This is a genomic window from Microtetraspora glauca (assembly GCF_040656155.1).
Lineage (GTDB): Bacteria > Actinomycetota > Actinomycetes > Streptosporangiales > Streptosporangiaceae > Microtetraspora > Microtetraspora glauca.
Genome location: NZ_JBFALK010000024.1, coordinates 15,154 through 27,795, shown reverse-complemented (window position 1 = coordinate 27,795; position 12,642 = coordinate 15,154). Strand labels below are relative to the sequence as shown.

Below are 12,642 nucleotides of genomic sequence, written 5' to 3'. Positions count from 1 at the left end.
TCCCGCCGGGCGCGCGTGTACACCCCGGCCGTTATCCGTAGCGGCTACACGATCGAGCCGGACCAGATCTTCGTGGCCGCGGAGTAGACGCCGTACGTCTCACCGTCGAAGTAGGGGGAGACGCTCGTGTCGTAGCGCTTGTCGCCGTCGGTGTCGGAGACGCTGATGGTGATGCCGTTGAGGTAGCCGAGGCGACTCTCATTGCTGTAGCGGAGCACCCAGGAGGAGCCGAGGGAGCCTTCGCCGGTGAACGGAGAGTCGACGCCGATCGCCTGGTCGGCATGGAAGTCGGCGAATCTCATGGCGAACCTCTGCCCGCTGGACCATTCGAGGGTCTGACCCGTGTAAGGGCGGGTGCCGTCCAGGTGGGGGCCGGCCGGATAGCCGAAGACGTGGGCCGAGGCGCTCAGCTTCTGGTTCCAGGTGAGGCCCTGCCCGGCGACGTTGTCGCCCAACCTCCCGCTGTCGGTCAGCCCCCCGGAGGGAGAGGAGAGAACGCCGTTGTAGACGTTGACGAAGGCGTAGTCGCGGTTGTAGTCCCTGTACCTGTCGAAGTCGTAGTGGGTGAAGGCCTGCTTTCCGACGTAGAGGCCCCACGGGGTCGTGCCCTCGGAGTAGCCGGGAACGAAGACCCATTTGTCGAGTGTGGTGGCGTTGCTCTGGGTGTCGTACACGCAGTGACCGGCCGTGGCGACCAGGTTGCGGTAGGTCGACTGTACGGAGGTGCCGCTGCACCAGTGCGGCTGACCGTCGGCGCCGACGAAGAACACCTTGCCCGTGGTCGCGGGCAGGCTGACGTCCAGTGAGGACGCGCCGGAGGTCTTCGGATCATCTGACGCCGGAACGGAGCCGGGCACGCCGTCCGCGACGGAGGCGGTGGACGCGGTGGACGCGGCGGGCACGCGTTCGCCGGAGACCACGGTCTGCACGTTGTACGGCGTGGCGTTCTTCAGGTTGGCCCCTCCGTCGCCGAGCCAGAACGCCGCGACCTGCTGAGCGGCCGGCACGTCACCGGCCAGGGGGCGGACACCTCGTTGGCGGCACGAGCCGGTGCGGAGACGAGAACGGAGCCCAGCAGGCCGACGCTGACACCCACGGCGACTGATGCGCGCTTCATGGTTGATCTCCAAGTTTGTCAAGGGACGTCGTTTCGCGGCCCATGCGTCAGTAGGGCACTCCGGCGGGGCCGAGAGGCGTCGGCCAGGGAGATCCGCGCCGTCACGCGGGAGTCACCCATCACGCCGGCCGCCGCCGCCACCCGCTGGGCAGCTCAGCCGACGATCGATGTGGAGCAGTTCTCAGGCCGCTTCAGGTCCTCACGGCGCCCCGGCCTCTTCTCCGTACGCCCGTCGGCGACGGACAAGCGATCCGGCGGCTCCCGCTGGAGCTTCGCGCCTCGCTCAGGCGAGCCTGCTCCGGCCACGTCATCACCTGTGCCGCGCTGACATGGCCCCGCAGCCTGGCGTGGCTCCTATGAGATCCGGCCCATGGGCGACTCCTAATCCCTGAGATGAAGGACCGGATCACCGTAAAGAGGGCGACTTGTAATTCACTTGGCCCGCGCGCCTTGGGCCGAGTTGGGCGGTTCCTCAGACTCGCTGAACTCGGCGGTTCCTCAGCGGGCCTGTGCCGCTCCGAAGGGCGTGGTCGGGGCTACCCGTCCTCTCGTGCGTCCTGCTCCTCGGCGCTCTCGATCAGGTCCAGCGCGACCTTCAGCGCGGCCTCCGACCGCTCCTCGTCGGTCACCTTCTCCTCACGCAGCACGAACCAGACCGCGTGCATCGAGAAGACCGCCATGGATCGCCGCAGCTTGATGTCGAGCGGGTCGTCGGTGTCGCAGAGCACGCTCAGGATCGTGGTCATCCGGGCGCGCATCATCTCTGCCTTGCCGTGCCCCCGCAGCGCGGTCTGGTTGCGTTCGAGGAAGCGCATGACCTCGTGGTCCCCGCAGCGGGTCATGTCCACGGAGTAACGGCGGACGAGTTCCCTGCGCGTCTCGGCGGTGCGCGGCTGATCCTTGGCCCAGGAGATCAGCGCGTCCAGCGACTTGAGCCGGTCCTCCATGAGGCTGGCGACTATGTCGTCTTTTGTCTTGAAATGGTAATAAAGCGCGGCTTTGGTGACGTTGAGCGCCTCGGCGATCTCGCGTAGCGAGGTCGCCTCGTACCCCTGCTCGGTGAACAGTTGGAGCGCGACCTCTTGGATCCGACTCCGCGTGTCGGTCTGTGCACCCATTGCCTTGCTTTACCCCTTTATTTAACTTGACGGCCGGTAAGCACGGAGCCTACCGTATCCCTCTGCCGCTTACCGGTCGGCAAGTAAGTCACATATCAAGGGGGACGTCGATGACAGAAACCGCCGCACCGCCAGGGCGCTCGAAGGAAGTCATGGTGGTCCTGCCCGGCCTCATGCTGGCGATCATGCTGGCGATGCTCGACAACATGATCGTCGGCACGGCCATGCCGCGCATCGTCGGCGAGCTGAACGGCCTGGAGTACTTCACCTGGGTGACCACAGCCTACGTCCTCGGGACGACCGTCTCGACGCCCATCTGGGGGAAGCTGGGCGACCTCTACGGCCGTAAGAACATCTTCCTCGCGTCGATCATCATCTTCCTGGTGGGATCCGCGCTGTGCGGCATGGCGGGCTCGTCGCTCTTCGGGGGCACGGCGGACGGCATGATCGAGCTCATCGCCTTCCGGGCCGTCCAGGGGCTCGGCGCCGGCGGCCTCATGGTGAACGCGATGGCGATCATCGGTGACCTCGTCCCGCCCCGCGAGCGCGGGCAGTACCAGGGCATCATGGCCGCGATCATGTCGCTGGCCATGATCGCGGGACCGCTGGTCGGCGGTTTCATCACCGACCACCTTGACTGGCGCTGGGCCTTCTACGTGAACCTGCCTCTCGGCGGTATCGCGCTGGTCTGGTTGATCCTCAAGCTGCACCTGCCGAAGCACCGCACCGAGCACCGCATCGACTGGCTGGGCGCGGCCGTCCTCACCGTCGGCATCACCGCGATCGTGCTGATCACCTCGTGGGGCGGCCAGGCGCACGGCTACCCGTGGGGTTCCTGGCAGATCCTCGGCCTGGCGGCGCTCGCCGTGGTCTCGCTCGCCGTCTTCCTGCCGATCGAGAAGCGGGCGGCGGAGCCGATCATGCCGCTGCACGTGTTCGCCGACCGCAACTTCACCCTGATCTCGCTGCTCGGCTTCCTGCTCGGCTTCGCGATGTTCGGCGCGATCAGCTTCCTGCCGCTGTTCCAGCAGACCGTGCAGGGCGCCACCGCCACCAACTCCGGCCTGCTCCTGCTGCCGATGATGGGCGCGTCGATGGTCGTCTCCCTGTTCGTCGGCCGCGCCATCACCAAGACCGGGAAGTACAAGATCTACCCGGTCATCGGCGGTGTGGTCATGGCCATCGGCACCTGGCTGCTGTCCCTCCAGGACGCGAAGACCAGCACGCTGACGACCGGCCTGTTCATCGCGGTGCTCGGCCTCGGCATGGGCTTCCTGATGCAGACCACCATGCTCATCGCGCAGAACAGCGTCGAGCAGAAGGACCTCGGCGTCGCGAGCAGCGCCTCCACGTTCTTCCGCTCGATCGGCGGCTCGTTCGGCATCTCGCTGTTCGGCGCCATCTTCAACAACAACCTGACGAATCAGCTCACCGAGAAGCTCGGTCCCGAGCTGGCCCATCAGGTCTCGTCCACTGGAGGCCGGATGGACCCAACCACGCTGAGCCGGCTTCCCCTGCAGATGAAGGACGGGATCCTGGGCGCGCTCGCCGACTCCATCAGCGGGGTCTTCGGGTGGTCGGTCCTGTTCGCCGTGCTCGTCCCGGTCTTGGCGATCTTCGTGAAGGAGGTCCCCCTGCGCGGTGGGCCCTCCGCTCCGGGAGGCCCCGGCAAGCCCGGAGAGCCAGGGGAGCCCGGAGGTTCGGGGGAGAAGACCGCGCCGCCGGTGCCGGTCTTCGACTGACGCGTGACGGCCCGAACCGCACGCCGGCTCTGACGATCTGAGCTGAGCGCCCGGAGCACATCCGGTACGGCTCGCGCCCCACGCAGGGGTGCGAGCCGTACCGCGTTCCGGGCGTCTTCCAGGCGTCTGCTGCGCGTCCTTCCGGGCGTCTTCCGGCGATCCCGCTCAGGCGGGCCGTTCCTCCCGGTCGCCGGACCAGTCGGTGTGGAACGCGCCCTCCCGGTCGACGCGATGGTAGGTGTGCGCGCCGAAGAAGTCGCGCAGGCCCTGCACCAGCGCGGCCGGGAGCCGGTCCCGGCGCAGCGCGTCGTAGTACGCGAGCGCGGAGGAGAACCCGGGTGTGGGGACGCCGATAGTCGCCGCCGTGGCGACGACCCGCCGCCACGAGTCCTGGGCGTCGGCCAGGGCGGAGGCGAACGTCGGGTCCGCCAGCAGGGTCGGCAGGGAGGGGTCGGCGTCGTAGGCGGTGCGGATCCGGTCGAGGAACCTGGCCCTGATGATGCAGCCGCCCCGCCAGATCGTGGCCATCGCGCCCCGGTCGACGTCCCAGCCGTACTCCTCGCTCGCCGCGGTGATCTGGTCGAACCCCTGGGCGTACGCGACGATCTTCGAGGCGTAGAGCGCGTGCCGTACGTCGTCGACGAGCTCCGCGCGAGGCGCGGTGCCCTCCGGGCCGGCGAGGGAACGGGCGGCGGCGCGCTGCCCGGGGTGGCCGGACAGCGAACGCGCGAACACCGCCTCGGCGATGCCGGTCACGGGTACACCGAGTTCGAGGGCGCTCTGCACGGTCCAGCGGCCGGTGCCCTTCTGCTCCGCCTGGTCGACCACGACGTCCACGAACGGCCGGCCGGTCGCGGCGTCGGTGTGCCCGAGCACCTCGGCGGTGATCTCGATGAGGTAGGACTCCAGGTCGCCCCTGTTCCACTCGCGGAAGACGTCCGCGATCTCGCTCGGGGAGAGCCCGAGCGCCTGCCGCAGCAGGTCGTAGGACTCGGCGATGAGCTGCATGTCGGCGTACTCGATGCCGTTGTGCACCATCTTCACGAAGTGCCCGGCGCCGTCCGGCCCGACGTGCACGCAGCAGGGGGTGCCGTCGACCTTCGCCGCGATGTCCTCGAGCAGCGGCCCGAGCGTCTCGTACGCCTCGGCGGCGCCGCCGGGCATGATGCTCGGCCCGTTGAGCGCGCCTTCCTCGCCGCCGGAGATGCCGGTCCCGACGAAGTGGAGGCCGCGTTCCCTGAGGGCGGCCTCCCTGCGCCGGGTGTCCTCGAAGTGCGCGTTGCCGCCGTCGATGATCATGTCGCCGGGCTCCATACGCGCGGCGAGTTCCTCGATCACCGCGTCGGTGGCGGGCCCGGCCTTGACCATGATGATCGCCTTGCGCGGGCGCCGGAGGGACGAGACGAACTCCTCGACCGACGCGGACGGGACGAAGTCGCCCTCGTGCCCGTGCTCCTCGATGAGCTGCTTGGTGCGGCTTTCGGTCCGGTTGTGGACCGCGACCACGTGGCCGTGGCGGGCGAAGTTCCTGGCGAGGTTGCGGCCCATCGTGGCCAGCCCCGTTACTCCGATGTCTGCTGTGCGCATGGTCCCAGTCTTATCCCATGGCTCGTCCCGGGACGTCGCGTCCCCGCCGCCGTCCGGCCGTACGCGCCTGATCAGGCGAGACAGTCAAACCAATCAAACAGATGGGTATTGTGTAGTTATCCGGTCGGTCGTCCTGCCGGAAACGCCGCCGGCTTCCCGATATAAGGGTGGCGTACAGCCGTGGCGGGGCCGTGAGCTCGCCGGACTCCGGCTGCCCTCGTCGTCATGTGACCAACGGAAGAGATTGACGTGTTCATACCGCAGCCGGACCGCTCCGTCGTCGCCGTTCCCCCGCCCGGAGACGGCCCCGGATTCTGGGCGGGCGCGCCCAGCGCCGTCCACCGGGACGGCTGGATCTATCTCGCGTACCGGCTGCGACGCCCCCTCGGCGAAGGGAGGGGCTACGCCGTCGCCGTCGCCAGGTCGGCCGACGGAGAGCGGTTCGAGACCCTCCTCACGATCACCAAGGAGCAGATGGACACCGAGTCGCTGGAGCGCCCCACCCTCGTGGTGACGCCGGAAGGCGGCTGGCGCCTGTACCTGAGCTGCGCGACCTACGGCACCAAACACTGGCGGGTGGAGGTCGTCGAGGCCGCCGACCCGGCGGCCTTCGACCCGGCCACCTCCCGCGTCGTGCTGCCCGGCGACCTCAAGACCGGCGTCAAGGACCCGGTGATCGTTCACCGGGACGGCCTGTGGCACCTGTGGGCGTCCTGCCATCCGCTGGAGGACCCGCGGGAGGCCGACCAGATGGTCACCGACTACGCCACCAGCCACGACGGCCTGGCGTGGACCTGGCACGGCACCGCCCTCGACCGTCGTCCCGGTGCCTGGGACTCCCGCGGCGTACGGGTGAGCGCCGTGCGCTTCGACGGCGACGGCGCCGTCACCGCCTACTACGACGGCCGGGCGTCGGCGGCGGAGAACTACGAGGAGCGCACCGGCGTCGCGACCGGCCCCGACCCCTCGACCCTGACGGCCAACGGCTCGGCGCCCGCGGCGTCCGGTCACGCCGGGGGAGGGCTGCGCTACCTGGACATCGTCCCCGTCCCCGGCGGACACCGGCTCTACTACGAGCTCACCCGCGCCGACGGCGCCCACGAGCTCCGCACCGAACTGCGCTGACCGTTCCGCGTTGACTGTTCCGCGGTGAACGGGAGCCGCCCCGAGCGGTTCGGGTGGCCCGGGGCGGGCTGGGGGCGGGCGGGTCACTCTCCTTTGGGGCGGCCGTTGCGCGCCTGCCGCTGCCCGGTGGGCCGGACGCCCACCAGGCCGCCCGACCGCTCCCTGGGGCGCAGCCAGTCGCTGAAGTCCTCCTCCGTCACGTCCTGGAGGAGGGCGATGTCGGCGGCGAAGTAGGACAGCAACTCCTGCCGCTGCGCCCAGGTGAGCGGCTCGCGCGCGCGTCCCTTACGTTGCAGCACCCGCTCCAGGGGCGTCGTCAGGGACTGCCCCACCACCCGGTCGCCCAGCCGTACGAGCTGGGACAGGACGCGGTGCCTGCGGCCTTCCGGCGGGTGGACCGTGACGTTCTCGCGCGGCACCTCGCCGACGAGCCCCTGCTCCACGCCGAGGAACGCGCAGATACGGTCGAGCGCGACCTCCGGCCGGTCCACCAGGTCGCGGTAGCGGAACACCAGAACCTGCTCGCGGGGGAACAACGTGTAGAGGTGCCGCAACTGCGCGCCGTACCGGCCGAGCCCGACGTAGTGCCAGAACGGCGCCCACCCGGCGGCGACGCGGCGGCCCTCCTCGGCGCAGGCCCGGACCACGTCGTCGATCGGCTCCAGTCCCGCGGACCAGAGGTGGGTCCAGTTCGAGTGCGCCCGTTCGACGGGATCGCGCAGCACGACGATCAGCCTCGCCCGCGGGATCAGCGCGTGGATGCGCCGCTGCGCGGCCAGGTCGTACAGGTAGAACGGAGTGGACTCGCCGCGCAGCGCGCCCGGGGGAGCGCCGTCGAAGAGGGCCTCGTAGTCCGCGCGCCGCCACACGTGCTCGCGGTAGGTCTCCGCGTCGCCGGGTCCGCCCCGCGTCGGCGGCGGCCCGTCCGTGAGGAAGAACTTCGGTTCCTTGACCGCCGACATGTGCAGTCCCGGATGGCGGGCCAGGGCGCTGTGCAGCGCCGTCGTCGCGGCCTTGGGCACCCCGATCACCAGGAAGTCCGGCAGGGACATCGCCGCCTCCTCTCCACAGTTTTCCTACAAATTTAGTTGGAAAATCTGGTTTTCTGGAAGGAGTGGCGTCGCGGGAGTATCGCGGGAGTATCGCGCGGCCCGCGTTCGCCGGCGAACGCGCCGGAATCCGGCCTTGACCCTGGACCTTCCCCAACGCCCACGAACATGTCCCCGGGTCCTCGCCGTCCGCGCCGCGGAATACGGTCTTCGCAGGTGCCGCGCTCTGAGGCGCGGGCTCCGGGACGTCGCGTCCGGGACATGCCCGAGCCGCCTCATGGCAACGTTCGGCCAAGGAATCGTCGCGGCGCCCCAGGCGGGTGAATCGTCCCCAAATGCGGGGGTATGGGCGCGGACCGCATGGACGTCATCCGTAAGAGGTCGCAGGCCATGACACGTACGACACCGACACGCGTCCCCGCGCCGACCGCGGGCGCCGAAGCACCGCCGCAACCTCGGAAGGAGAGCGGCAGGAGACCGATCATCCGCGCCGCGGTCCGCGGCGCGATCGGCGCCATGGCGATGTCCGGCCTGCGGCAGGCCATGGTCGCGCTGGGCCTGGTCGAGAGGGTGCCTCCGGAGTCCCTACTCAGGCGCATCGTCCCCTCGATCTTCCACAGCGTCCCGCCCCGGCGGCGGCCCGCCCTGGTCGAGTTCGCGCACTGGACGTACGGCGCCGCCGGCGGAGCGGTCTTCGGGGCGCTGCCCCGGGCGATACGCGAGCGCCCATGGGCGGGCCCGGTGTACGGCCTGCTCGTCTGGGGGGCGTTCGAGGGCGCCCTCGCCCCCGCCGTCGGCCTGGCCCAGGAGAAGAGCCACGACCCGGTCGAGCGGTCGATGCTGCTGGTCGACCACCTGCTCTACGGGGTCGTCGTGGCGGCCTCACCCTGGCCGCACCACGACACGCCCGTCACGGAGGACGAGTGGTGACCCACCCGGCGAACGTGAATCCGCGCGTCTGACCCGCGTATCTGATACGTGTGCCTGATCCGCGCGTGAACTCGTGCGGGGAATTCGTGCCCGAATTCCTGGGGCGAATCCGCCGGACGCGTCTTCGAGGGACCAGGTAGCCCCGGGCATCCGGGAGAATGGATGACCAGGGTTCAGAGAAAGGATGCGTCGATCGTGGCTGGAAGTTCCGAGACCGACTGGGTCTCCCGTTTCGCGGACGAGGTCATCGCCGAGGCGGAGCGTCGCGCGCCCGGGAAAGCCATCGTCTGCGCGTCCGGTCTCAGCCCGTCCGGCCCCATCCATCTCGGGAACCTGCGCGAGGTCATGACCCCGCACCTCGTCGCCGACGAGATCCGCCGCCGCGGACACGAGTGCGTGCACATCATCTCCTGGGACGACTACGACCGGTTCCGCAAGGTCCCGGCCGGCATCGACCCCGCGTGGGCGGAGCACATCGGCAAGCCGCTGACCTCCGTGCCCGCACCGGCCGGCAGCCCGTACGCCAACTGGGCCGAGCACTTCAAGGCGCCCATGATCGAGGCGCTCCAGGCGATGGGCATCGAGTTCCACGCCATCAGCCAGACATGGAAGTACACCTCCGGTGCCTACCGTGAGCAGATCCTCCTCGCGATGCGCGAGCGCCACAGGATCGACGCCATCCTCGACCGCTACCGGACGAAGGACAAGGCCGCGTCTCCGGCGGCCAAGCAGACCCCGGTGGACGAGGCCGAGGCCGCCGCCGTCGAGGGTTCCGGCGCGGCGAGCGAGGACGACGGCACCGCCGCGGCCGGCTACTTCCCGTACAAGCCGTACTGCACGGCCTGCGAGCGCGACCTGACCACGGTCACCTCCTACGACGACGAGACCACCGAGCTGGCCTACACCTGCGTCTGCGGCTTCTCCGAGGTCGTCCGGCTGTCGGAGCACAACCGGGGCAAGCTGGTGTGGAAGGTCGACTGGCCGATGCGCTGGAACTACGAGGGCGTCGTCTTCGAGCCCTCCGGCGTGGACCACTCCTCGCCCGGCTCCTCGTTCGTCGTCGGCGGCCAGATCGTCAGGGAGGTCTTCGGCGGCGAGCAGCCGATCGGCCCCATGTACGCCTTCGTCGGCATCAGCGGCATGGCCAAGATGAGCAGCTCCAAGGGCGGCGTGCCCACGCCCGCCGACGCGCTGGAGATCATGGAGGCGCCCCTGCTGCGCTGGCTGTACGCCCGCCGCAAGCCCAACCAGTCCTTCAAGATCGCATTCGACCAGGAGATCCAGCGCCTCTACGACGAGTGGGACGCGCTGGAGCGCAAGGTCGCGGACGGCACGGCGCTTCCCGCCGACGTCGCGGCGCACACGCGGGCGATCGGCACCGCCTCCGGTCCGCTGGTCACCACCCCGAGGCCGGTGCCGTACCGCACGCTGGCCTCCGTGGTGGACGTCTCCGCCGGGGACGGCGAGCAGACCCTGCGCATCCTGCGGGATCTCGACCCCGCCGATCCGATCGACTCCCTGGACGAGGTCAGGCCCCGGCTCGACCGGGCGGCCCAATGGATCACCACCCAGGTGCCGGCCGACCAGCGCACCCGTGTGCGGGACGAGCCCGACACGGAGCTGCTCGAGTCCCTCGGCGACGCCGAGCGGGAGTCGCTCCGGCTGCTGCTGGACGGGCTCGACGACCACTGGTCGCTTGACCTGCTGACCACCCTCGTCTACAGCGTGCCCAAGCTGCAGGCGGGCCTGGCGGCCGACGCGAAGCCCACGCCGGAGTTGAAGGCCGCCCAGCGTGCCTTCTTCGCGTTGCTGTACCGGCTGCTGGTCGGGCGTGACACCGGCCCGCGCCTGCCGACGCTGCTCCTCGCGGTCGGCGCCGACCGGGTGCGCAAGCTGCTCGGCGCCTGAGTCCGGCCGTCGCGGCCCGGGGGCGTCACCCCGGGCCCGCGACGCGGTGTCAGCGCGCTCCGCCGTTGACGTAGAGCGTCTGGCCGCTGACGTAGGACGCCTCATCGCTGGCGAGGAACGCGATGACGGAGGCCACCTCGCCGGGTTGCCCCACGCGACGCAGCGGCGTCGCCTGGGCGGCCCGATCCTGGTGGTCCTCGACCGTTGAGCCGACGCGCCGCGCCGTGGCGGCCGTCATCGCGGTGGAGATGTAGCCGGGAGCGACGGCGTTGACGTTGATGTTGAACGGGCCGAGCTCGATCGCCAGCGTGGCGGTGAGCCCCTGCACCCCGGCCTTGGCCGCGGCGTAGTTCGCCTGGCCCCGCGCCCCTAGGGCCGATCGGCTGCTGAGGCTGACGATCTTCCCGTACCGCGCCTCCACCATGTACTTCTGGGCCGCCTGGCAGCACAGGTAGACGCTGGTGAGGTTCGTGGCGAGCACGGAGTCCCAGTCGCCGCGGCTCATCTTGAACAGCAGGTTGTCGCGGGTGATCCCCGCGTTGTTGACCAGGATGTCCAGGCCGCCGAACTCGTCGGCCACCCGGCCGGTCATCTCGGTCACCGCGGCCTCGTCGGTGACGTCGCAGGCGAAGGCTCCGGCGGTCCCGCCGGTCTCCCTGATCTGGCGCGCCACCACCTCCGCGCGGTCGAGCTGGAGGTCCACCACGGCCACCCTCGCCCCCTGCGCGGCGAGCAGGGTGGCGGTCGCCGCTCCGATGCCCTGGGCCGCGCCCGTCACGATGGCGGTCCGGTTCTGGAATCTGGTCACGATCGGTTCTCCTCGCGTTTCGCGGGTCGGGATGTGCGGATCAGAACGCGTTCACGCCGGTGAGCGCGCGTCCGATGAGGAGGTGCTGGATCTGCGAGGTCCCCTCGTAGAGGGTGGTCACCCGGGCGTCGCGCAGGTACTTGCCGACCGGGAACTCGTCGACGTAGCCGTATCCGCCGAAGACCTGAAGCGCGTTGTTGGCCGCGCGCACCGCCGCCTCGCTGGCGAAGAGCTTGGCGATCGACGCCTCCGTGGTGAACTTCTCGCCCCGGTCGATCAGGTCGGCGACCCGCCAGGCCAGCAGCCGGGAGGCGTCGAGATCGATCCGGATCTGTGCCAGGAGCTGCTGGACGAGCTGGTACGACGCGATCGGCTTGCCGAACTGTCGGCGTGCCGACGCGTACTCCACGGCGGCGTCCAGGCACCCCTGGATGATCCCTGTGCAGCCGGCCGCTAGCGACATGCGCCCCTTGTCCAGGGCGGTCATCGCGATCCGGAAGCCCTTGCCCTCCTCGCCCAGCCGCGCGGAGCCGGGCACCCGCACCTGGTCGAGGACCAGTTCGGCGGTGGCCTGGCCGCGCAGGCCCAGCTTCCCGTGGATCTCGCGCCGGTCGAGTCCCGCGGCGGAGGTCGGGACGAGGAACGCGGTGACGCCTCTCGGGCCCTCCTCGCCGGTCCTGGCGAACACGATCGCCACCTCGGCCCAGGTCCCGTTGGTGATGAAGACCTTCTCGCCGCTGATCACCCAGTCATCGCCGTCGCGTACGGCACGCGTGGTCAGCGATCCCGCGTCGGAACCCGTGCCGGGCTCGGTGAGCGCGAAGCAGCCGAGCGCCTCCCCCGAGCACAGCCGCGGCAGCCACTCCCGGCGCTGCTCCTCGGTGCCGAAGGTGAGGATCGACTTGGCGACGAGGCCCAGGGACACGGACACGATGCCGCGCACCGACGAGTCGCCTCGGCCGAGCTCCTCGATCATGAGGCAGTAGGTCGTGTGATCGCCGCCGGAACCGCCGTACTCCTCGGGGATCGTCAGCCCGAGGAACCCGATCTCGCCGAGCTTGGCGACGATCGCGGTGTCGACCTTCTCGGCGCGGTCCCAGTCCCGGACGTGCGGGAGCACTTCCTTGTTGACGAACTCCGCCGCGAGCGCGCGTACCGCCTGCTGCTCCTCCGACAGGGTCAGGTCCATCGGGGTCCTCTCACTCTGGGTTACAGTAGCGAGGAAACTACCACTGTTAGTTTGGCCCGTCCAGGGAGG

Annotated in this window: 10 protein-coding genes; 4 read left to right on the top strand and 6 right to left on the bottom strand. The window is 69.9% G+C overall.

The features are described 5' to 3' along the window. Positions 1-44: 44 nt before the first annotated feature. A complete protein-coding gene (locus AB0I59_RS34425) occupies positions 45-1,007 on the bottom strand; it encodes a trypsin-like serine peptidase (RefSeq protein WP_358139595.1) in 963 nt (320 codons plus the stop codon). A gap of 646 nt (positions 1,008-1,653) precedes the next feature. Beyond that, positions 1,654-2,235: a TetR/AcrR family transcriptional regulator gene (locus AB0I59_RS34420; protein ID WP_061257045.1), complete on the bottom strand. Its 582-nt coding sequence runs from the start codon at positions 2,233-2,235 to the stop codon at positions 1,654-1,656. A gap of 110 nt (positions 2,236-2,345) precedes the next feature. Between AB0I59_RS34420 and AB0I59_RS34415 the strand changes: the two genes are divergently transcribed. Then, complete coding sequence (locus tag AB0I59_RS34415; protein ID WP_082776994.1) at positions 2,346-3,977, top strand: MDR family MFS transporter; 1,632 nt, start codon at positions 2,346-2,348, stop codon at positions 3,975-3,977. Positions 3,978-4,142: 165 nt separating this feature from the next. On the opposite strand, the gene gnd is transcribed toward AB0I59_RS34415, so the two are convergent. Continuing rightward, positions 4,143-5,564 (bottom strand): NADP-dependent phosphogluconate dehydrogenase, encoded by a 1,422-nt coding sequence (gene gnd / locus AB0I59_RS34410; RefSeq protein WP_061257047.1) that lies wholly within the window; start codon positions 5,562-5,564, stop codon positions 4,143-4,145. A 249-nt stretch (positions 5,565-5,813) separates the two neighbouring features. On the opposite strand from gnd, the gene AB0I59_RS34405 reads away from it, so the two are divergent. Beyond that, positions 5,814-6,689, top strand: a complete 876-nt coding sequence (locus AB0I59_RS34405; RefSeq protein ID WP_358139590.1) for a hypothetical protein — start codon at positions 5,814-5,816, stop codon at positions 6,687-6,689. An 83-nt stretch (positions 6,690-6,772) separates the two neighbouring features. Here AB0I59_RS34405 and AB0I59_RS34400 read toward each other — a convergent pair whose 3' ends face one another. Next, entirely contained in the window at positions 6,773-7,741 is a 969-nt protein-coding gene (locus tag AB0I59_RS34400) for a sulfotransferase family protein (protein WP_358139586.1), read from the bottom strand. Between the two features lie 387 nt (positions 7,742-8,128). On the opposite strand from AB0I59_RS34400, the gene AB0I59_RS34395 reads away from it, so the two are divergent. Continuing rightward, positions 8,129-8,668 carry a hypothetical protein gene (locus AB0I59_RS34395; protein WP_358139583.1) on the top strand — a complete coding sequence of 180 codons (540 nt, stop codon included), beginning with the start codon at positions 8,129-8,131 and terminating at the stop codon, positions 8,666-8,668. A 195-nt stretch (positions 8,669-8,863) separates the two neighbouring features. Beyond that, positions 8,864-10,576, top strand: a complete 1,713-nt coding sequence (lysS, locus tag AB0I59_RS34390; protein ID WP_358139580.1) for a lysine--tRNA ligase — start codon at positions 8,864-8,866, stop codon at positions 10,574-10,576. Positions 10,577-10,625: 49 nt separating this feature from the next. Here the strand turns inward: lysS and fabG are convergent, their stop codons facing one another. Beyond that, positions 10,626-11,384: a 3-oxoacyl-ACP reductase FabG gene (fabG, locus tag AB0I59_RS34385; protein ID WP_061257057.1), complete on the bottom strand. Its 759-nt coding sequence runs from the start codon at positions 11,382-11,384 to the stop codon at positions 10,626-10,628. A 40-nt stretch (positions 11,385-11,424) separates the two neighbouring features. After that, positions 11,425-12,573, bottom strand: coding sequence for an acyl-CoA dehydrogenase family protein (locus AB0I59_RS34380; protein WP_061257059.1), 1,149 nt, complete (start codon positions 12,571-12,573; stop codon positions 11,425-11,427). Between the last annotated feature and the right edge of the window lie 69 nt (positions 12,574-12,642).